The organism is Aeromonas sp. S12(2024), assembly GCF_041402305.1.
Taxonomy (GTDB): domain Bacteria; phylum Pseudomonadota; class Gammaproteobacteria; order Enterobacterales; family Aeromonadaceae; genus Aeromonas; species Aeromonas veronii.
Genome location: NZ_JBGLRB010000010.1, coordinates 60663 through 81705 on the forward strand (window position 1 = coordinate 60663; position 21043 = coordinate 81705).

The 21043-nt window shown below is 59.5% G+C and carries 21 protein-coding genes; 14 read left to right on the top strand and 7 right to left on the bottom strand.

The window, feature by feature from the left end; genetic code table 11:
- Positions 1-38 precede the first annotated feature (38 nt).
- Entirely contained in the window at positions 39-2015 is a 1977-nt protein-coding gene (locus ACB035_RS11285; protein WP_371167311.1) for a methyl-accepting chemotaxis protein, read from the top strand.
- Between the two features lie 59 nt (positions 2016-2074).
- Here ACB035_RS11285 and rfaH read toward each other — a convergent pair whose 3' ends face one another.
- The 4 genes from rfaH to metN form a co-directional block, all read right to left on the bottom strand.
- The gene (gene rfaH / locus ACB035_RS11290) at positions 2075-2575 is read right to left on the bottom strand and encodes a transcription/translation regulatory transformer protein RfaH (RefSeq protein ID WP_005339074.1); all 501 of its coding nucleotides are present in this window, start codon (positions 2573-2575) and stop codon (positions 2075-2077) included.
- A 96-nt stretch (positions 2576-2671) separates the two neighbouring features.
- Complete coding sequence (gene metQ, locus ACB035_RS11295) at positions 2672-3472, bottom strand: methionine ABC transporter substrate-binding lipoprotein MetQ (RefSeq protein ID WP_236282801.1); 801 nt, start codon at positions 3470-3472, stop codon at positions 2672-2674.
- Between the two features lie 25 nt (positions 3473-3497).
- Positions 3498-4151, bottom strand: a complete 654-nt coding sequence (locus ACB035_RS11300) for a methionine ABC transporter permease (RefSeq protein ID WP_005339070.1) — start codon at positions 4149-4151, stop codon at positions 3498-3500.
- A complete protein-coding gene (metN, locus tag ACB035_RS11305; protein WP_371167312.1) occupies positions 4132-5175 on the bottom strand; it encodes a methionine ABC transporter ATP-binding protein MetN in 1044 nt (347 codons plus the stop codon). The genes ACB035_RS11300 and metN overlap by 20 nt, the downstream gene beginning before the upstream one ends.
- Positions 5176-5680: 505 nt before the next feature.
- On the opposite strand from metN, the gene ACB035_RS11310 reads away from it, so the two are divergent.
- Positions 5681-6136 (top strand): hypothetical protein, encoded by a 456-nt coding sequence (locus tag ACB035_RS11310; RefSeq protein ID WP_043822996.1) that lies wholly within the window; start codon positions 5681-5683, stop codon positions 6134-6136.
- A gap of 105 nt (positions 6137-6241) precedes the next feature.
- Here the strand turns inward: ACB035_RS11310 and ppgK are convergent, their stop codons facing one another.
- Together ppgK and queG are read right to left on the bottom strand one after the other, a co-directional pair.
- Positions 6242-6982, bottom strand: coding sequence for a polyphosphate--glucose phosphotransferase (ppgK, locus tag ACB035_RS11315; RefSeq protein ID WP_005339062.1), 741 nt, complete (start codon positions 6980-6982; stop codon positions 6242-6244).
- A gap of 111 nt (positions 6983-7093) precedes the next feature.
- Positions 7094-8248, bottom strand: a complete 1155-nt coding sequence (queG, locus tag ACB035_RS11320; protein WP_371167313.1) for a tRNA epoxyqueuosine(34) reductase QueG — start codon at positions 8246-8248, stop codon at positions 7094-7096.
- A gap of 60 nt (positions 8249-8308) precedes the next feature.
- Between queG and ACB035_RS11325 the strand changes: the two genes are divergently transcribed.
- The 10 genes from ACB035_RS11325 (at position 8309) to ACB035_RS11370 (ending at position 18991) form a co-directional block, all read left to right on the top strand.
- Positions 8309-9820, top strand: coding sequence for an NAD(P)H-hydrate dehydratase (locus ACB035_RS11325; RefSeq protein ID WP_371167314.1), 1512 nt, complete (start codon positions 8309-8311; stop codon positions 9818-9820).
- A gap of 10 nt (positions 9821-9830) precedes the next feature.
- Entirely contained in the window at positions 9831-10304 is a 474-nt protein-coding gene (gene tsaE, locus ACB035_RS11330) for a tRNA (adenosine(37)-N6)-threonylcarbamoyltransferase complex ATPase subunit type 1 TsaE (RefSeq protein WP_005358296.1), read from the top strand.
- A gap of 23 nt (positions 10305-10327) precedes the next feature.
- Entirely contained in the window at positions 10328-12019 is a 1692-nt protein-coding gene (locus ACB035_RS11335; RefSeq protein WP_371167315.1) for an N-acetylmuramoyl-L-alanine amidase, read from the top strand.
- 73 nt (positions 12020-12092) lie between these two features.
- On the top strand, positions 12093-13961 hold the full coding sequence (gene mutL / locus ACB035_RS11340) for a DNA mismatch repair endonuclease MutL (RefSeq protein ID WP_371167346.1): 1869 nt from the start codon (positions 12093-12095) through the stop codon (positions 13959-13961).
- Positions 13951-14880 (top strand): tRNA (adenosine(37)-N6)-dimethylallyltransferase MiaA, encoded by a 930-nt coding sequence (gene miaA / locus ACB035_RS11345; protein WP_371167316.1) that lies wholly within the window; start codon positions 13951-13953, stop codon positions 14878-14880. The genes mutL and miaA overlap by 11 nt, the downstream gene beginning before the upstream one ends.
- Positions 14881-14952: 72 nt before the next feature.
- Positions 14953-15216 (top strand): RNA chaperone Hfq, encoded by a 264-nt coding sequence (gene hfq / locus ACB035_RS11350; RefSeq protein WP_005339045.1) that lies wholly within the window; start codon positions 14953-14955, stop codon positions 15214-15216.
- A gap of 63 nt (positions 15217-15279) precedes the next feature.
- The gene (gene hflX / locus ACB035_RS11355; RefSeq protein ID WP_371167317.1) at positions 15280-16566 is read left to right on the top strand and encodes a ribosome rescue GTPase HflX; all 1287 of its coding nucleotides are present in this window, start codon (positions 15280-15282) and stop codon (positions 16564-16566) included.
- 91 nt (positions 16567-16657) lie between these two features.
- On the top strand, positions 16658-17809 hold the full coding sequence (hflK, locus tag ACB035_RS11360; RefSeq protein WP_216949617.1) for an FtsH protease activity modulator HflK: 1152 nt from the start codon (positions 16658-16660) through the stop codon (positions 17807-17809).
- A gap of 3 nt (positions 17810-17812) precedes the next feature.
- On the top strand, positions 17813-18697 hold the full coding sequence (gene hflC, locus ACB035_RS11365; RefSeq protein ID WP_005339038.1) for a protease modulator HflC: 885 nt from the start codon (positions 17813-17815) through the stop codon (positions 18695-18697).
- A 105-nt stretch (positions 18698-18802) separates the two neighbouring features.
- On the top strand, positions 18803-18991 hold the full coding sequence (locus tag ACB035_RS11370; RefSeq protein WP_005339036.1) for a DUF2065 family protein: 189 nt from the start codon (positions 18803-18805) through the stop codon (positions 18989-18991).
- A gap of 81 nt (positions 18992-19072) precedes the next feature.
- Here the strand turns inward: ACB035_RS11370 and ispB are convergent, their stop codons facing one another.
- Complete coding sequence (gene ispB, locus ACB035_RS11375) at positions 19073-20044, bottom strand: octaprenyl diphosphate synthase (RefSeq protein WP_371167318.1); 972 nt, start codon at positions 20042-20044, stop codon at positions 19073-19075.
- 242 nt (positions 20045-20286) lie between these two features.
- Here ispB and rplU point away from each other — a divergent pair, with 242 nt between their 5' ends.
- Both rplU and rpmA read left to right on the top strand, forming a co-directional pair.
- Entirely contained in the window at positions 20287-20598 is a 312-nt protein-coding gene (gene rplU / locus ACB035_RS11380) for a 50S ribosomal protein L21 (protein WP_371167319.1), read from the top strand.
- A gap of 17 nt (positions 20599-20615) precedes the next feature.
- Positions 20616-20873 (top strand): 50S ribosomal protein L27, encoded by a 258-nt coding sequence (rpmA, locus tag ACB035_RS11385; protein WP_005339028.1) that lies wholly within the window; start codon positions 20616-20618, stop codon positions 20871-20873.
- The last annotated feature ends 170 nt before the right edge of the window (positions 20874-21043 follow it).

Below are 21043 nucleotides of genomic sequence, written 5' to 3' on the forward strand. Positions count from 1 at the left end.
TCTGTTGGCTGGATCCCTCCGTTTGAACAAGGATGTTCATGAAAATCTCAAGCAAGTTGCTGCTCAGCTTCGGTTTTATCAACCTGCTGATCCTGCTCTCCTCCACGCTGGTCTATTACCGGCTGACCCAGATCAATCAGGCCCAACACACCCTGCTGGAGCAGGCGCTGCCCGCCCTGCAGCGGGATGAAACGAGCCAGAAGGCGCTGGTTGCCACCGTTTCCGCCTTGCGTGGCTATCTTATCCTCGGCAAGGATCCGGCTCAGGCCTCCCGCCTCAAGCAGGAGTGGGAGTCGGCCTGGCAGGCCATTGCCCATCAGGCCTTCAGTCCGGCGCTCGCCAAGTCTCTCGAGACCTTCAAAAGCCATCAGGAGAAGGTGTGGACCATAGCCCAGAGTGAAGAGAATCTGCCCGCTCACACCCTGATGCTGCAGGAGGCGGGTCCGCTGGCGGAGGCGGCGCTCGATCAGTTGCAATCCTTTGCCAATGAAGAAGTTGGCACTCCGCAGGATCAACTCTCCGGCGATCGCCGCATGCTGCTCAAACAGGTGGGGGATGCCTACAACAGCCTCGCCAACGCCCTCTCAGCCCTGCGGGATTTTCTCATCTCAGGCGACCCCGAATACCGCAGCAAGTATCAGGATTACTACCAGTTTCATCAGCAGCGGGTGGCTGAGGTTAAACAGCAAGCCGCGCTCTTTACCGACACCCAGCAGAGCCTCTGGCAGCTGTTTGAAGAGATGGCGACCCCCTTCTCCGAGCTGGTGGGACAGGTGATCGAGAAGCGCCAGGCACCGGATTGGGATCAGGCAAACTACCTGATGGCCACCGACATCGAGCCGATGCAGTCCAGCCTCAGCGAGCAGCTGGTCCAGCAGGTGGGGAAAACCCGTGCCGAGGTGGATCAGATTTCGGCGCAGATGACCGGAGCCGGGAGGGCCATCAACCAGACTCTGCTGTTGGCTACCGGCAGCGCCATCGTGCTTGGCATGGTAGTCGCCTGGTTCTTTAGTCGCCGTCTGACCCGTGACATTGCCTGTCTGGTGAACCGGGCGGGGCAGGTTGCAGATGGTCGGCTGGCGGCCGAGCCCTTGCCAATCACAGGGCAGGATGAGTTGGGAGAATTGACTGGTTCCATCAACCGGATGTCTGCCCAGTTACATCATCTGGTCGGGGAGTTGCAGGGGGCTGTGGGGCAGGTCGAGGTGGCCTGTCTCGATGTGGGCAGCACCACCAGAGCCATAGTGGCGGATCTGACGGAGCAGGATCAGCGGGTCGATGCGGTGGCGGCGGCTATCGATCAGATGTCGGTTAGCGCCCGTGATGTGGCTGGTAACATTGCCGGTGTGGCGGATGGTGCCCATCAGGTGCGGCAGCAGACCCGTCAGGGAGAGGCCGCGCTGGCACGAATGAGCGATACCATGCAGCAGATTGCCGCCATGATTGGACAGGCCAACGAAGCCATGGGGCTGCTGGAGCATCAGAGTGAACAAGTGGGGCAGATCACCGAGGTAATCGCCACCATTGCGGAGCAGACCAATCTGCTGGCACTCAATGCGGCGATAGAAGCGGCGCGGGCAGGCGAGCAGGGGCGCGGTTTTGCGGTGGTGGCCGACGAGGTGCGCCAGCTGGCGAACCGCACCCATCAATCAACTGCCGAGATCAGCCAGACTATTGCGGCCATCTCCCAGCAGACTCGCCAGACGGTGAGCACCGTCAGCAGCGGAACCCGGTTGGTGGAGCAAGGGCGGAATGCTGTTGGATTGGTGACAGATACCCTGAGTGCCATGAACCAGCTGGTACAGTCGCTGTCGGGCCAGCTGGAGGCCATTTCGGTGGCAACCGAGCAGCAGTCGCGGGTGGCCGCCGAGGTATCCGGGACGGTCGATGACATTGCTGCGCTCAGTCGGCAATCCTGTCAGCGTAGTCAGCAGGGGGAGGAGATCGTAGCCAGACTGGCTGGTGATACCGGCAAGCTGAAGGCGGTCATCGCCCGCTTTGATCTTGATGCGTGAGATGGCGGGATCATCCCGCCATTGCTATTGTCATTCACCGTGCCGTCTGGCCCGTGGGTTTAGTCCAGACGTCTGAAGGTGTGGTTGTCGAAGCTGCTGGTGGTCTCCCGGTTGAGCAGGCTGACCAGCAAAATTGCCCGTTTCTCTCCATCCGGCTCCATATAGATGGCTTCGAAGCCGGCAAGCGGTCCCTCTTCAATCAGCACCTTGTCGCCCGAGCAGGGCAGGCTGGCGTAGCTGGCTCTCGCCTCGTCGCTGTCATCGCGACTCATCAGCTGATATACCAGCTTGCTGCTGATGGGGGTCCATTCACTGCCAAAGTGGATGATCCGGCTGATGCCGCGGGTCGATTTCAGGGTGACCGGTGTCACCTCTTCCAAATCAACGAAGATAAACAGATAGTTGGGGAACATGGGTTCCCGTACCGGAACTCGCTTGCCCCGGCGCAGCTTTTCGATCTCCACCATGGGGTAATAGGATTCGATACCCTGGGCATCGAGGTGGGCGCGGGCGCGGGCCTCTTCTTTTGGCTTGCAGTAGGCCAGATACCATTTTTTCATGTTATGAGTATGTTCGTGTTGCCGTGCTCGCGGATATGATAGCGGCGCCAATAAAAAAGGCCACGCATTGCGTGGCCTTTTTTGCCGAGTGAGCAATTACCAACCTTTTACCAGGCCGCCTTTGAACAGCTCGAGACCTTTCTTGTAAACATCATCGGTCTGGAAAGCTTGTACGAACTGTTTGACCTTCTCGTCATCCTTGTTGTTGTCGCGGGCGACGATCAGGTTGACGTACGGGGACTCTTTGTCTTCAACAAACAGGCCGTTCTCGGTCGGGGTCAGACCAATCTGGCCGGCGAAGGTGTTGTTGATGATGGCCAAGTCTACGTCTTCCAGCGAGCGCGGCAGTTGGGCTGCTTCCAGTTCCACAATCTTGAAGTTGCGCGGGTTGCTGGCGATATCCAGCACGGTCGCTTCCAGACCGGCACCATCTTTCAGGGTGATCAGACCCTGTTTGGCCAGCAGGATCAGCGAGCGGCCCAGGTTGGTCGGATCGTTCGGCACCGCGATCTGGGCGCCATCTTTCAGCTCGCTCAGCGTCTTGATCTTCTTGGAGTAACCGGCAATCGGGTAGACGAAGGTGTTGCCAACCGGCACCAGCTTGAAGCCGCGATCACGTACCTGTGCATCCAGATAGGGTTTGTGCTGGAAAGCGTTGACGTCGATGCTGCCATCGTTCAGCGCCACGTTCGGGGTGACGTAGTCGGAGAAGTTGACCACCTCGACTGTCAGACCGTATTTCTCTTTGGCTACCTTGGCAGCCACTTCAACCAGTTCGGTCTCCGGGCCGGCAATAGCGCCCACTTTCAGAACCTTGCTCTCTTCTTTTTGACCGCAACCGGCCAGAACCAGACCAGCCAGCAGGGCAGCCGCAACGGATTTGATGCCAAATTTCATAAAACCTCCTGTCAGAAATCGACGATTAACGATGATCACATTTGTTGACCAGGCGCTCACCCGCGCTCTGGATAAGTTGAACCAGTACTACCAGGATAACCACGGTCACCAGCATGACGGTCGGGTCAAAGCGCTGATAACCATAACGAATACCCACATCCCCCAGACCACCGCCACCGATGGCCCCGGCCATGGCCGAGTAGTTCACCAGAGTGACGAGGGTAATGGTGACGCTGTTGAGGATGCCGGGCAGAGCCTCGGGCAGCAGCACCTTGGTGATGATTTGCAGCGGCTTGGCGCCCATCGCCTTGGCCGCTTCCAGCAGGCCGTCCGGCACTTCCATCAGGGCCCCTTCCACCAGACGGGCGATGAAAGGGATGCAGCCGACAGTCAGCGGCACGATGGCGGCGATGGTGCCGATACTGGTGCCGACAATCAGCCGGGTTAGCGGAATGATGGCGACCAGCAGGATAATAAAGGGCACCGAGCGACCCACGTTGACCACCATACCCAGAGTACGGTTGAGCAAGGGGTTGGCCAGGATCTGGCCCGCCTTGGTCACGTGCAGTGCCACGCCGAGCGGCAGACCCAGCAGGCAGCCGAACAGAGCGGAGGCAAACACCATGATAAGGGTGTCGCCCAGGGCCGTGATGAGCAGATTAATCATGGCTTCGGACATAACCCATTACCTCCAGCTGAATGTGGTTGTCGATAAGGAACTGCTGGGTCGCCTCACACTGGGCTTCATCCCCGAACAGCTCGGCCAGCAGGAAACCGAATTTGACGCCACCGGCGTATTCGATGTCTGCGCTCAGAATGCTGATATCGATATTGAAGCGGCGGCTCGCCTCGGAAATCAACGGCGTATCGACCGTGCTGCCGGTAAAGCCGAGCTTCACCAGTGGGTAGCTGCCCGGCACCCGCTCCGCACTCATCCGATCCTGATACTCCTGCGGTACCTCCAGATGGATGGTGGAGTGGATAAAGTCACGGGCCAGCTGGGTCTTGGCGTTGCTGAAGAACCAGGCCACTTCGCCCTGTTCGATCAGACGGCCGTCGCTGATGATGGCCACTTCGTCACAGATCCCTTTCACCACATCCATCTCGTGGGTGATGAGCAGGATGGTGAGCCCCAGCTTGACGTTGATCTCCTTGAGCAGGGCCAGGATCGAGCGGGTGGTCTGCGGGTCGAGAGCAGAGGTGGCCTCGTCACAAAGCAGTACCTTGGGGGCCGGTGCCAGTGCGCGGGCAATCGCGACGCGCTGTTTCTGACCGCCGGAAAGCTCGGACGGATAGGCCTGGGCACGGGCTTCCAGCCCGACCAGCGCCAGCAGCTCGGCAACCCGTTGCTGGATCTTCTCTTTGCTCCAGCCTGCCAACTCCAGCGGAAAGGCGATGTTGGCAAACACGGTGCGGGAGGCAAGCAGGTTGAAGTGCTGGAAAATCATCCCGATCTGGCGGCGAGCCTGGGTCAGATCCCGTTCGCTCAGGGCGACCAGATCCTGGCCATCAACGATGACTTGGCCCTCTGTCGGGCGCTCCAGCAGGTTGACACAACGAATGAGGGTACTCTTGCCGGCACCGGAGGCACCGATCACCCCGAAAATTTTGCCTTGGGGTACATGCAGACTCACATCACGCAGGGCGTGCACGGCGTCACTGCCTGTACCGTAGACTTTGTTGAGACCGATCAACTTAATCATGGATTCTTCCGTGCTAACAGCCTTAAAGCACAGGGCGCTACAGGCGGGGAAATTGGGCAGAGGTTCCACTGGGTTACTCTGTCATCATGGAGGATGATGCTAAGATGTCTGGATGGCCATGTCAACGCATGTTTTTACGTCTAGACGTCTAAAAAAGTGATAAGGATTTCTGTCAGGCGGATAACGATCAGGATGGTATTGTTGCTCTTCCAGATCCTGTTTCGTCCCTGCGGCACATTACCGAATTAAAGATGGTTTATGCCGGGTAAATGCTGGTTTTATTAGTGTGCCAGCCCGTTTCTGTTCACATCGGCTATCGAGCCTGATGCTCCTCCATCGTTACACAAATTGCTGCACAAATCGTTCCCTATTCGTGACCGGATCACCTGATCGCCATTTTGTCGGCGTCAACCTTGATGCAGCGCAAGGGGGGCACGGATAGGGATTGGGTCGGTGGCGCCGGTTTTTTATACTGATGATGTCGACAAGCATGGAGGGCAGTGCGATGAGATTCCAACAGATCAAAGAGTTGCTGCACTATCTTGAGCAGGTTCACCACCAGCTCGGACTCTGTTACGGGCGTTTGACCAGTCAGGTGGACAGCGAACGCAGCCGGATGTTGCTGGTCTATCTGCAAGGGCGTGAGGATGCGGCCAGTGCCCATCTGCACGAATATGCCGCTCAGCTGGGAGAGGCGGTCAGGGAGACCTGGCTGAACCAGAGTTTCAGCGAGGATATGCTGCCTGCCATTACCCGCTTCGAGCTGCCGGCATCAGTCCAGACCCAGGATATCGTTACTCAGGTATGCCGTTGGGAAGAGCAGCTGGTGGGCGAACTGAGTCATCTGGCCCGGGAGTGCCCGACACCGGCCACCACCGCTTTGCTCGAGAATTTGGCCGGGCTGGAGCAGACCCGCTTGACCCGACTGGTGCACGGGGTGCATCGACTCGACGACATGTAACGGGTGATAAGCGCCAAACTCGCAAGATGACGGCCAAACACAAAGGGCCCGGCAGCAGTGCTGGGCCCTTTCAATTGGTATCTGCTGACTTGCAGTGAGCGTCGGTTAGCCCTGCTGCTCGGCCGCGTAGAGTGCAGCCCCGATAATGCCCGCCTGATTGAGGCTGGCCGCCGGAATAAGCGGCGCCCGGGTCTCGATGCGATCGACAAACTTATCCAGCTTGGCTGCGCTGCCGCCCCCCAGAATGAAGAGGTCGGGGGAGAAGAGAAACTCGAGGCGCGCCAGATACTTGTTGAAGCGCTTGCCCCAGCGGTTCCAGGATAGATCCTCCCGTTTGCGCGCCGCATCGGAGCAGTAGTGCTCGGCGACCATTCCTTCCAGCATCAGATGGCCCAGCTCGGTGTTGGGCAGCAGATGGCCATTGACGAAGATGGCGGTGCCGATACCGGTGCCGACCGTGATGAGGATGATGACCCCCTTGCGATCCTTGCCGGCGCCAAAGCGCATCTCGGCCAGACCGGCGGCATCGGCATCGTTCAGCACATAGCAGGGCTTGCCGGTGACATCGGCAAACAGATGCTCGGCATCGGTCTCAATCCAGCTCTTGTCGATGTTGGCGGCACTCTTGGCAACCCCGTTGTGGATGGTGGCGGGAAAGCCACAGCCCACCGGCCCTTTCCAGTCGAAGTGTTCGACCAGCGCCTTGAGGGTATGGGCGATGGCGGCCGGGGTGGCCGGTTGCGGTGTGGCAATACGATGGCGCTCGCCAATCAACTCGCCGGTTTTGGTATCGACCAGACAGCCCTTGATCCCCGAGCCTCCAATATCCACTCCCAACATATGCATCTGTGTTGTCCTTGTTGTGTGCCGAGCAGTTTGCAGTGACCACGCTGTTATGGGCACTGCAGGTCGGCAGAGCATGAAAAAAGTGCTGCAATCCGGCAAGGGGCAGATCACTTATGCGTGATCCGACAGACCTTTTTCGATGCAGCGGATCAGCAAACGGGTCTTCTTGTTCTCTTCATCCTGACGCCGGGCAAGGGTGGCCAGCGCCCATTCGATATGTTCGGCCACCATGGGCTCGGCGGTGGTCAGCCCCAGTTCCAGGGCCGCGATCACCTCGGGGGTCGCCGGGCCATTGCCAAGGGCGACTGCCAGATTGCGGCGCCAGCGTTGATAGCCGATGCGGCGGATCGGGCTCCCCTCGGTCTGTTTGAGGAAATCGCTCTCGCTCCAGCACCACAGCGCCAGCAGGGGTGGGCGATGCAGACTGGGGCGCGGGCTGAAATCGGGTTCCGGGCTGGCATCGGCGTAGCGATTCCAGGGGCAGATAAGCTGGCAGTCGTCGCAGCCGTAGATGCGGTTGCCCATCAGGGGCCTGAACTCTTCCGGAATAGGGCCGTCATTCTCGATGGTGAGATAGGAGATGCAGCGGCGGCCATCCACCACATAGGGTGCGACAATGGCGCCGGTCGGGCAGATGTTGATGCAGGCGACGCACTTGCCGCACTGCTCCTTCTCCACTGGCTGGTCGAGCGGCAGCGGCAGGTTGAGCAACAGCTCACCGAGAAAGAAGAAGGATCCGGCCGATTCGTTGAGCAGCAGTGAGTGTTTGCCAACCCAGCCGAGGCCAGCCTTTGCTGCCAGTGGCCGCTCGAGGATGGGGGCGGAGTCGACGAAGGGGCGCCACTCACCCAAGGTCTCTTCAGTGCCTTGAAACAGCTCGGCGCAGCGCGCTTCAATGCGATCACCCAGCTGTTTGAGCCGGTTGCGCAGCACCTTGTGATAGTCGCGGCCGAGGGCATAGCGGCTGATATAGCCGAGGGTCGGATCGCGCAGGGTGGCGGCAAAACCCGCCTCGAACGGCAGGTAGTTCATCCGCACCGACAACACCCGCACCGTGCCCGGCAGCAGCTCGTGGGCGCGCGCGCGCATCATGCCGTGGCGCGCCATGTAATCCATGCTGCCGTGATAGCCCGCATCCAGCCAGGCCTGCAATCTCGGCTCTTCGATACGCAGATCGGTGTCGGTGATGCCCGCCTGGTCAAATCCTAGCTCCCGTGCCCAGAGCTTGATATCGTGGGCCAGCTGGTGGAAGTCAGGTGCGCTCATGCGGCTTGGCCTGGCCGGCGTTTGCTGGCGTGGGTCGATTGATAAGAGGCAGGAGCCGTCATGGTAGAGATCATCAGGGGCGCGTTGGGCACAAAAGAGGGGGGCAGTTTACCACAGGGGCTGTGGCAGACTGAACAGATCCGCGCACTGGAGCGCAACTGGGCCGCGCGTGAGGGGCAACCTCTCTATGCCCTGATGGAGCGAGCCGGTGCCGCGCTGCGCACCTATGCCACCCTGCATTGGCCCGACAGTCGCTGCTGGTGGATTTTCGTCGGCCCCGGTAATAACGGCGGTGATGGCTATGTGCTGGCCCGCCTTGCCCGCCAGATTGGCATCGAGGTGGTGGTGATTGCCGCCAGAGCACCCGACCAGCTGAAGGGGGATGCCAGACGGGCCGCCGATGAGTGGCTGGCGGCCGGTGGCCGGGTCTGGCTGGCCGAGCAGTTTGATGGGGACCAGCACTCCGCCCCGGAGCTGGTGGTCGATGCCCTGCTTGGCACCGGCGTCAACACGTCCCTCTCGCCACTACTGACAAAGATCGTCGCAACAATCAATGGCTTGGCTGTGCCCGTGCTGGCGGTGGATCTCCCCTCCGGCCTCAACGGCGATACCGGCCGTGCCATGGGGGCCGTGGTGCAGGCCACTCGCACCCTCACCTTTATCGGTATCAAGCAGGGGATGCTCACCGGCGACGGGGTGGATTGCGTCGGCCAGCTCGATTGTGATCCCCTTGGCGTGACGCCTGATGACACTATGCTGCCCGCTGCCTGGCGTATCGATTATCCGCAGCTGAGCACGCAGCTGACCCCGCGCCCGCGCGCTTCCCACAAGGGCTCTTATGGCAAGGTGCTGCTGGTGGGGGGCAATCGCGGCATGCAGGGGGCCATCGTGCTGGCTGCCCGCGCCTGCCTGCGGGCGGGGGCCGGGCTGGTGAGGGTGTGTCAGCATCCGGATCATCCGCCGGTCAGCCTCTACCAACCCGAACTGATGAGCCTCACCAGCGCTGGTGACGAGGGGTGGGCGTCGGTGCGGGTCATCGGTCCCGGCCTCGGTCAGGATGAGTGGGGAAGCGCGCAAATCGTCCGTTATCTCACCGAACGGCTGCCACTGGTTTTGGACGCCGATGGATTGAATTGGCTGGCGCAATCTCCCCGCCATCAGGATAATTGGGTGCTCACGCCCCATCCCGGCGAAGCGGCGCGCCTGCTGGGATGCACCATTGCCGAGATTGAAACCGACCGGTTTGCCGCCGTGCAGGCGCTGCAGCGGCGTTATGGCGGTGTGGTGTTGTTAAAAGGGGCGGGAACACTTATTTATGACGGCGAGCGGGTCGCTCTCTGTTGTGAAGGCAATCCCGGCATGGCAAGTGGCGGCATGGGCGATCTGTTATCTGGTATAATCGCCGCCCTTTTGGCCCAGGGCTGGTCTGCCACCATGGCAAGCTGGCTGGGCGCCGTGATCCACGGCGAGGCTGCAGATCAGGCCGCCGCTGACGGCGAGCGGGGCATGCTGGCGTCAGATCTGCTGCCGCTGATCCGCAAACTGGTTAATCCCGACACCATTACAAGTTAAAAAGAAGAACATGGCAAAACAGTTGATGATGACACTGCCGGACGAGGCGGCAACCGTGGCACTGGGTGGCCGTCTGGCACAGGCTTGCCAGCAGGCGACCACAGTGTTTTTGCATGGCACGCTTGGCGCCGGTAAAACCACCCTGACCCGCGGCTGGGTGCAGGGCCTTGGCCATCAGGGCAAGGTAAAAAGCCCGACTTACACCCTGGTCGAACCCTATGAGCTCGATGGCTGGCAGGTCTACCATTTTGATCTCTATCGCCTGGCAGATCCGGAAGAGCTGGAATTCATGGGCATTCGGGACTATTTTGCCGCCAACACTCTCTGTCTGGTGGAGTGGTCCGAGAAGGGCGAGGGCTGGTTACCGGCTCCCGACCTGGAAATTACCCTCACTTATGTAGGCGAGCAGCGCGAGGTTCTGATAGAGGCTCGCTCTGCTATTGGCGAAGCCATTCTGGAACGGTTGTCATCTACGTGCGCTTGATCCTTGTTATTGCTCTCTCTTTGATGGCGTTACCCTCTTGGGCGAATCAGCTCAAGAGCGTACGAATCTGGCCATCACCGGATAACACCCGGGTGGTGCTCGATATGAGCAGCGCCCCCAATTACAACTACTTCACCCTCACCGGCCCGGATCGGCTGGTGATCGATCTGAAAGGGGCGAGCAACGCCGCCAATCTGGCCCGGATCGAGAACAACAGCGAACTGGTGCGCAAGATCCGCCAGAGCACTCCGCTGGAGAAGGGCGGTCTGCGGCTGGTGATGGATCTCAGCTCCGCCATCAAACCGGTGGTCTTTCCGCTGGCGCCTGCCGGACCCTATGGCCACCGTCTGGTCATCGACCTGCCTTATGAAGAGAAGCGCTCGGCGGCAGCGGTGCAATCTACGCCTGTCGGTGGCAAGGGCAAAGGGGTGGTGATTGCCATCGACCCGGGCCACGGCGGGGAAGACCCAGGCTCCATCGGCCCGCGCCGTACCTACGAGAAGCGGGTCACGCTGGCGGTCTCCCAGAAGCTGGCGGCACTGATCGACCGCGAGCCGGGGATGCGTGCCGTGATGACCCGTCGTGGCGACTACTTCGTCGATCTCAACAAGCGCTCCGAGATTGCCCGCAAGGCCAAGGCGGATCTGCTGGTCTCTATCCATGCAGACAGTTTTCATAACTCGACCCCGCGCGGCGCCTCGGTCTGGGTCCTCTCGACCAACCGTGCCAACCGCGAGATGGGCAGCTGGCTGGAGAAGCAGGAGAAGCAGGGCGAGCTGCTGGGCGGTGTCGGCAAGGTGTTGGCGGAATCCGATCCCAACCCCTATCTGGCACAGACCTTCCTCGACCTCTCAATGGACAAGTCCCGTGCCGAAGGGTATGACGTCAGCCGCCAGATCCTGCGCTCCATGGGCAAGGTTGCCCGACTGCACAAGAAGGCGCCGGAGCACGCCAGTCTGGCTGTGCTGAAGGCGCCGGATATTCCCTCGGTGCTGGTGGAGACCGGTTTTATCTCCAACCATGCGGAAGAGAAGCTGCTGGCCACCGCCAGCTATCAGGACCAGCTCGCCCGCGCCATCTTCGAGGGGATCCGCAACTACTACCGCGCCCACCCGACCAAGGGGGCCATGCTGACCGGCAAGGGGCAGGTGAGCCAACCTGCTGCGACCACTCGCCCTGCACCGGTAGCCCGGCAGCCGGTGAGCCAGCCCAGGCAGGCACAGTCGCAGCCGGTAGTGACAAACAAGATGCCCGCTACTGCCCGCGACAGCGGCACGGCGAGCGGCTCTGGTGCCGGAGTAATCAAGCCTTACTCGGCGGCAGCGCAAGAGAGCGGTGCGCCGGTCAGCAGTGTGGGGGACTATGACAAATCGCGGATGCTCCGCCATGTGGTCAAACGGGGTGAGAGCCTCTCCCGCCTTGCCGAGAAGCATGGAGTGAGTCAGTCCACTCTGGTGGAGATCAACCAGCTGCGCAGCCGGGATATTCAGATTGGTCAAACAATCTATATTCCCCAGCAGGGGCAGAGCCGCGCTGCTGCCCCCGTTCGCAGTGACGACAAGTCGCAGATGATCCGCCATGTGGTCAAGCGGGGCGAGAGTCTCTCCCGCCTTGCCGAGAAACATGGGGTGAGTCAGGCTCGGCTGGTAGAGATCAACAAGCTCAAGTCGCGGAATATTCAGGTAGGGCAGGTGCTCTACATTCCGCAAAACTGACGCGCGGGAGCGGGTGATGCCGCTCCCGCTGTTAGCGAATACCATCAGCAAGATTGAAATTCAGGAGTAAATGATGCCGATCCGTATTTTGCCACCCATTCTGGCCAACCAGATTGCAGCCGGAGAGGTGGTGGAGCGGCCCTCTTCTGTGGTGAAAGAGCTGGTGGAAAACAGCCTGGATGCGGGGGCCGACCGGGTCGAGATCGACATCGATAAGGGGGGCGCCAAGCTGATCCGCATCCGTGACAACGGCTGTGGCGTCGCCAAAGATGAGCTGGTGCTGGCGCTGTCGCGTCATGCGACCTCCAAGGTGGCCACGCTGGATGATCTGGAAGGGATCAACAGCCTCGGTTTTCGTGGCGAGGCGCTCGCCTCCATCAGCTCGGTCTCCCGTCTCACCTTCACCTCCCGTACCGCCGAGCAGTCCGAAGCCTGGCAAGCCCAGGCGGAAGGGCGCGAGATGAGCGTCACCATCAAGCCGGCGGCCCATCCGGTGGGCACCACGGTGGAGGTGGTGGATCTCTTCTTCAATACCCCCGCGCGGCGCAAGTTCATGCGCAGCGAAAAGACCGAGTTTGCCCACATCGACGAGCTGGTGCGCCGCATCGCGCTCTCCCGCTTCGATGCCACCCTGATCCTGCGCCACAATGGCAAGGTGGTGCGCCAGTACAAGGCCGCCAATACCGTGCCGGAGCAGGAGCGTCGCCTCGCCGCCGTTTGCGGCACCCCCTTCATGCACCATGCGCTGGCGGTGGAGAGCGAGCACAGCGATGTGCGGCTGTGGGGCTGGTTGGCGACTCCGGAGGGGGCAAGACCGCAAAACGATCTGCAATACACCTACGTAAACGGCAGGATGATGCGCGACAAGCTCATCAACCACGCTATTCGTCAGGCCTATGACGAGTTGCTGCCTCCCGACCGCTTTGCCGCCTATGTGCTCTATATCGAGCTGGATCCCCGTCAGGTGGATGTCAACGTCCACCCGGCCAAGCATGAGGTGCGCTTCCATCAGGCGCGACTGATCCACGACTTTATCTTTCAGGCGCTGTTTACCGCTCTGCGCCGCGAAGGAGTCAGCGCCGCTCATCAGGACGCGCCGCTGGCCGAAACCCTGGTCGAGTTGCCGGTCAGTCCGCAGATCGAATATCCCGGTCAGGCGCCACGCCCGGAGTGGTACGGTGCCGAGCACAGCTACCGGGCACCTGCACAGGTGCGGGAAGGGAACGGTGGTGGTGCAGGCCGGGTCAGCAACTATCAACCACCCGAGCTCCCAAGCCGGGAGGCGATGCGCGGCATGGGCGCTCTGCTCACTACGCTGCCTATCGCAACTGAGGCTGCTCCTGCGCAGCCCACTGATCCAGTGCCGTCACCCAGAGAAGGGGGATGTCGCGCCCTGACACTGGTGGAGCAGGCCTACCTGTTGATCGAGCGGGATAATCAGCTGGCCCTGCTCTCGCTGGTACGCGCCGAGCGGGTGCTGCTGCGCCACTGGCTGCTGGAGACCTGGGGTCAGGGACTGGCGGCCCAGCCGCTGTTGCTGCCGGTCTCCTTCAAGCTGCCGAAGAATTTGATTGCGCTTGTGACCGAGCAGGAACGTTTGCTGAAACGGATGGGGCTGGAGTTGAAAAGCGGGGGGCGCGACACCATGATCCTGACTCGGGTGCCGGCTCTGCTGCGCCAGACCGATCTGGTTCGTCTGTTACCCGAATTGCTGCAAATTATCGAGGGCGGATCTGACAGTGATGCTGGTCAGCAGGCTGAAGTATTATGCCAATGGCTGGTGGAGCAGGGGATAAGCCGCGAGAAGATATACGATTTTTCAACTGCCAGTCGTCTGCTGACGGAACTTGTGACCGATTTCAGTGACCAGCTTGGTGACACGAAGATGGTACGCCCGCTTTCGCTAGCGACCGTGCTGGAGGAGTTTGAACATGGCGAGTGACTTGCCGACCGCAATTTTTCTGATGGGGCCGACGGCCTCCGGCAAGACGGATCTCGCCATTGAACTGTGCCAGGCGCTGCCCTGCGACATCATCAGCGTCGATTCGGCGCTGATCTATCGCGGCATGGATATAGGTACGGCCAAGCCGACCGCCGATGAACTGGCACGTGCCCCGCACCGGCTGATCGACATTCTTGATCCCGCAGTGAGCTATTCGGCAGCCGATTTTTGCAAGGATGCCCTGCGGGAGATGAAAGAGATCGCCGACCGTGGCCGCATTCCGTTGCTGGTGGGCGGCACCATGCTCTATTTCAAGGCGCTGCTGGAGGGATTGTCCCCGCTGCCCTCTGCCGATCCCGCCATTCGTGCCGGGATTGAGGAAGAGGCTGCCCGCCTCGGTTGGCAGGCTCTACATGACGAGCTGGTGCGCATCGACCCGGTGGCCGGGGCGCGGATCCACCCCAATGACCCGCAACGACTCTCCCGGGCGCTGGAGGTCTACCGCATCAGCGGCAAGACCCTTACCGAGCTGACGCAGGTGCAGGGGGAGGGCTTGCCCTATCGGGTGCAGCAGTTTGCCATCGCCCCGAGCGATCGCGCCGTGCTGCATCAGCGGATCGAACTGCGCTTTGACAAGATGCTGCAAGGCGGCTTTGAACTGGAGGTTCGTGCGCTGATGGCGCGCGGCGATCTGCACCCGGATCTTCCCTCCATTCGCTGTGTGGGTTATCGCCAAATGTGGGACTACCTGTGCGGTGAAGTGGGGTATGATGAGATGCGTTATCGTGGCATTGTTGCCACACGCCAATTGGCAAAACGACAGATGACCTGGTTGCGCGGCTGGCCCGATGTGACCTGGTTGGAATCTGGTGAGTCTGGCAATCTCGACCGCGTGCTTGCTCGCGCTGGTGCGGCTTGACACTCCCTGTATAATCAGGTTGTTATATTGATATTCGGTGTTTAAAAACAACAAACTATAAGGAAAAGAAAAATGGCTAAGGGGCAATCTCTCCAAGACCCGTTTTTGAATGCGCTGCGCCGTGAGCGGATTCCTGTTTCTATCTATTTGGTGAACGGCATCAAACTGCAAGGTCAGATCGAGTCTTTTGACCAGTTTGTTATCCTGCTGAAAAACACCGTGAGCCAGATGGTTTACAAGCACGCCATCTCGACTGTCGTACCGGCCCGTGCCGTCAATCATCACCAGCCCACTCCGGGTGGCGCGGCTGATGAACAGGGTGATGCCGAGGCGTGATATCCCTGGGCGAGTCAACTCGCCAACTCAGATTCATCATGATTCCTGTTAAGGAGCAAGCGCTTGTTTGACCGTTATGAAGCTGGCGAACAGGCCGTTCTGGTGCATGTCAACTTCAGTGATGAGGGTGAGCGGGAGGATCTGGAAGAGCTCAAGATGTTGGTGAGCTCGGCCGGAGTCAATGCGCTGGGGGTAATTACCACCAGTCGCAGTGCGCCCAGTGCCAAATTTTTTGTCGGCAGTGGCAAGGCTGAAGAGATCGCGTCCCAAGTCCAGATGCTGGATGCCGACGTCGTCATATTCAACCATGCCCTGACCCCTGCCCAGGAGCGCAACCTGGAGCGTCTGTTCCAGTGCCGGGTGGTGGACCGAACCGGCCTGATCCTCGATATCTTTGCCCAGCGCGCCCGTACCCACGAAGGTAAACTGCAGGTCGAACTGGCCCAGTTGCGCCATCTTTCCACTCGTCTGGTGCGAGGCTGGACCCACCTTGAACGTCAAAAGGGCGGGATCGGTCTGCGTGGCCCGGGTGAAACCCAGCTTGAAACTGACCGACGTCTGCTGCGGGAACGCATCAAGGCGATTTTGCGTCGGCTCGACAAGGTGGCCAAGCAGCGGGAGCAGGGACGCCGCGCCCGCAACCGCAACGAAGTGCCGACGGTGTCACTGGTTGGTTATACCAACGCCGGAAAGTCCACTTTGTTCAACCAACTTACAGCTGCCAGCGTGTATGCTGCCGACCAATTGTTCGCAACTCTGGATCCCACCCTGCGTAAACTGGTGATCCGGGATGTGGGTGATGTGATTTTGGCGGATACAGTTGGATTTATTCGACACTTGCCCCATGATCTGGTCGCGGCCTTCAAGGCGACCCTGCAGGAGACCCGTGAAGCGGATCTGCTGCTGCATGTGGTGGACTGTGCCGATGAGCAGATGCAGGAGAATATCGACTCCGTGCAGCAGGTATTGGCCGAGATCGAAGCCGATGAAAGGCCCCAGCTGATGATCTGCAACAAGATCGACAAGCTGGCGGATCGTCCGGCAGGTCTGGAGCGAGATGACGAGGGGCGCCCGTTGCGCGTCTGGTTGTCGGCCCAGACTGGTGAAGGTTGTGAGCATCTGTTTACGGCGCTGACCGAATTGCTGGCTGGCTCCATGGTGCATCATACCCTGCAGTTGCCTCCTTCTGCCGCGAGATTGCGCAGTGCGCTCTATCAGCTGAAAGGGATTGAGCAGGAAGGTTTTAGCGAGGAGGGTGATTTCGTGCTGGAAGTCCGCTTGCAAGTGGCCGACTGGAACCGCCTTGTGAAACAGGAAGGTGAGAGTTTACAACGCTTTATCAGGCATTGATTCGTTGATGAAGATGAACCCTTAGGGGCTTCGCGACGTATGACGGCCCGATAGAGATGATATCCATCCGCATGTATTAATGGAGACGCTGATGGCTTGGAATGAGCCTGGTAACAACGGCAAAGACCGTGACCCTTGGGGGAATAACGGCAAGAATCAGGGACCCCCTGATCTGGATGAAATGCTGCGCAAAGTGAGTCGCCGTTTCGGTGGCTTGTTTGGTGGCGGCAAATCTGGCGGCGATGTAGGTCGCTTTGGTATCTCCATCGCGCTGGTTGTGGCTGTGGTGGTGTGGGTCGTCAGCGGCTTCTACACCATTCGCGAAGCGGAGCGTGGTGCCGTGCTGCGGTTTGGCAAGTTTTCCCATATTGTCGAGCCGGGCCTGCGCTGGAAGCCGACCTTTATCGATCAGGTGATCCCGGTGGACGTCGAGTCCGTGCGCTCCCTGCCTGCCTCCGGTTTCATGCTGACTCAGGATGAGAACGTGGTACGGGTCGAGATGGACGTGCAGTACCGTGTGGTCAATCCCGAGCAGTATCTGTTCAGCGTGACCAATGCCGACGAGAGTCTGGGTCAGGCCACCGATAGCGCCCTGCGCTACGTGGTGGGTCATACTCGGATGGATGACGTGCTGACCACCGGTCGTGAGAAGGTGCGTCAGGAGACCTGGCAGGTGATCGATGGCATCATCGAGCCCTACCAGATGGGTCTGCAGATCGTCGATGTCAACTTCCTGCCGGCGCGTCCGCCGGAAGAGGTGAAAGATGCGTTTGATGACGCCATCTCCGCTCAGGAGGATGAACAGCGCTTCATTCGTGAAGCAGAAGCCTATGCTCGTGAAGTGGAGCCCAAGGCCCGTGGCCAGGTGAAGCGTCTGGAACAGGAAGCGGAAGCTTACAAATCCCAGATCGTGTTGAAAGCCCAGGGTGAAGTTGCTCGCTTCAACGAGCTGCTGCCCCAGTATCAGGCTGCCCCCGAGCTGACCCGTGAGCGTATCTATCTGGAAACCATGGAAGAGCTCTATCAGCAGGCCAACAAGGTGGTGGTCGACATGCCGGCTGGCAACAACAGCATGATCTACCTGCCGCTCGACAAGCTGTCTGGCAAGCCGAAGGCTGCCCAGTCTGATCGTGCCACTGTCGCCCCGGTCACAGAGCAGGTCCCCGTTTCCAACGAGGGTGCCAACTCTACCCCGACAACGCCGCTGCGTAGCGGTGACCGCTTCAGCTCAGGGAGAAACTGATAGATGAAAAAGCTAGCTATTGGTGCAATCGCTGTCGCGGCCATGGTCTGCTTCTCCTCTGTCTTTATCGTTGATGAAGGTCAGAAGGGGATTGTGGTGCAGTTTGGCAAGGTGAAGCGGGTTGACTCCGGTGAACCCCGCCTCTATGAGCCGGGCCTGCACTTCAAGGTGCCGCTCATCGACCAGGTTCGCAAGATGGATGCCCGCATCCAGACCATTGACAGCCAGGCCGACCGTTTTGTCACCTCCGAGAAGAAAGACCTGATCATCGACTCCTACGTGAAGTGGAAGATCGAGGACTTCTCCAAGTACTACCTGGCAACTGGTGGTGGTAACAAGCTGCAGGCTGAAGATCTGCTCAAGCGCAAGATCAACAACGGTCTGCGTTCCGAGATCGGTAACCGCACCATCAAGGACATCGTCTCCGGTGAGCGTAGTACCGTGATGGAAGATGCCCTGAAGAAGATGGCGCGCTCCTCCGAGCTCGGTATCAAGGTGGTGGATGTGCGGATCAAGCAGATCAACCTGCCGGTGGAAGTCTCCAACTCCATCTACCAGCGGATGCGCGCCGAGCGTACCGCAGTTGCCCGTGAGCACCGCTCTCAGGGTCGCGAGAAGGCTGAAATCCTGCGTGCCGATATCGACCGCAAGGTGACCGTCATGATCGCCGACGCCGAGAGTAACGCTCGCCAACTGCGTGGTGAAGGGGATGCGGAAGCCGCCAAGATCTATGCCGACAGCTACAAGAAAGACCCCGAGTTTTTCAGCTTCGTGCGTAGCATGGAGGCCTATCGCAAGAGCTTTGCCGGTGGCAACGACCTGATGGTGTTGAAGCCGGACAGCGAGTTCTTCCGTTACCTCAAGTCTCCTCACGGCACCAAGCAGTAATCGCCACGAGGTCACATTCAAAGGGTCTGCATTGTCAGACCCTTTTGTTTTTGGTGCCAATGCCAGCCGTCGACCCGGGTGGCTGGTTGCATTGAAGGAGGTCGGATGCTGACATCCATGCTGATGGGGTTGGGATTGCTGCTGTTGTTCGAGGGGCTAGGCCCGTTGTTGATGCCCAGGGCATGGCAGCAGATGTTGCGGCTGCTGAGCGATCAGCCACCGGAGCAGTTGCGCCGTATCGGCGGCTCGTTAGTGGTTGCGGGTAGCGTGATCCTCTGGATGCTGAGTCGCTGAGTCGGGTGCAATGCACTGTCCAGCAGATAGCAGACAATAAAAAAGAGGCCGAAGGCCTCTTTTTTCATCCATGTCGTTTACTCAGGCACTGCGCTGCACGGCCATGTGGGCCAGTGTTTCCAGCGCCTGTTTGTGCGGGGAGTCCGGCAGGATGGCGAGGGCGGCAATGGCCTTGTCGGCCTCTTCCCTGGCACGCATGCGGGAGTACTCCAGCGCGCCAGTGCGGTCGAGAATGCCGAGGATCTGCTCAAGATGCTCCATGCCGTTGCGGTGCTCGATGGCATCGCGCACCAGCTGGCGCTCTTCCGGCGTGCCCACTTCCATGGCGCGCAGCAGCGGCAGGGTCGGTTTGCCTTCGGCCAGATCGTCTCCGACGTTCTTGCCCATCTCTTCGCTCTGGGAGCAGTAGTCCATCACGTCATCGATGATTTGGAACGCGGTGCCCAGATACTTGCCGTAATCGGTCATGGCCTGTTCGACGGGCTCCGGCTGATGGGTCAGCACGGCGGCGAGTCGGGTAGCGGCCTCGAACAGCTTGGCGGTTTTGCAGTAGATGACCGTCATGTAGCTCTCTTCGGTGGTGTCCGGATCGTTGCAATTCATCAGCTGCAACACTTCCCCTTCGGCGATGGTGTTGGTGGCATCCGAAAGGATCTCCATCACCCGCAGGTTGGAGAGTTCGGACATCATCTGGAAGGAGCGGCTGTAGAGGTAGTCACCGACCAGCACGCTGGCAGCATTGCCAAACAGGGCGTTGGCGGTCTCCCGGCCGCGGCGCAGGTCGGATTCGTCGACCACGTCGTCATGCAGCAGGGTAGAGGTGTGAATGAATTCGATGATGGCGGCCAGTTTCAGGTGATCCTCACCTTCATAGCCCAGCGCACGCGCAGCCATCACGGTCAGCATGGGGCGCATCCGTTTCCCGCCGGCGCTGACAATGTAGAAACCCAGCTGATTAATCAGACTAACGTCGGACTGGAGTCGGGCCAGGATCAGTTCATTGACCGCCGTCATGTCGGCGGCACAGAGCGCACGGATAGTCTGTTGGTCCATAAGTCTCGTAACGTGACAGCAGCAATAACTGCGATTTTAGTAATGGCAGGGATTCTACACGATTTCACAATGGGTTACAGTTAGGCGTTTATCCACGGCGGCAGATATGCGCACAAAATAAACTTTTTGCTAAATTGGCCTTGCCTGAGCAGATCGATTTGCGTAGAATGCCCGCCCATTGTTATAGGTTTTTGCGCATGTCTAGCCTTGAGCAAAAGACATGCCTTTACGGAGTTAATCAAATGTACGCGGTATTCCAAAGCGGCGGAAAACAACACCGTGTGGCCGAAGGTCAAATCGTTCGTCTGGAAAAGCTGAACGTTGAGACTGGCGCTACCATCGACTTCAACGAAGTTCTGATGGTTGCTGCAGGCGACACTTTTAAAGTAGGTGCTCCTTTCGTTGAAGGTGGCAAGGTTGTAGCTGAAGTTGTGGCTCACGGCCGTGGCGAGAAAGTGACTATCGTCAAGTTCCGTCGTCGTAAGCACCATCGTAAGCAAGCGGGCCACCGTCAGTGGTTCACTGAAGTCAAAATCACTGGCATCAGCTCTTAATTAGAGGAGTCCGATAAATGGCACACAAAAAAGCTGGCGGTTCATCCCGCAACGGTCGCGATTCTGAAGCTAAACGCCTGGGCGTGAAGCGTTTCGGCGGCGAAACAGTTCTGGCTGGCAGCATCATCGTTCGTCAACGTGGTACCAAGTTCCATGCTGGCACCAACGTTGGTCTGGGCAAGGATCACACCCTGTTCGCTACCGCGACTGGTAAAATCCTGTTCGAAGTTAAAGGTCCGCTGAATCGTAAGTACGTTAGCATCGTTGCTGAGTAATTACGGACCGCAAGGATCCGAAGCCCCGCCAACAGGCGGGGCTTTTGTTTTTCTGACGTCTTTCTGATGTCGTTGACGAAAAAACGGAACGCAGCTGACTTTGGCTCTGACGGGCATGATTGGCAAGATGCGTATCGCCCGCAGGGGTCTGTACCACTATAATTGCGTAT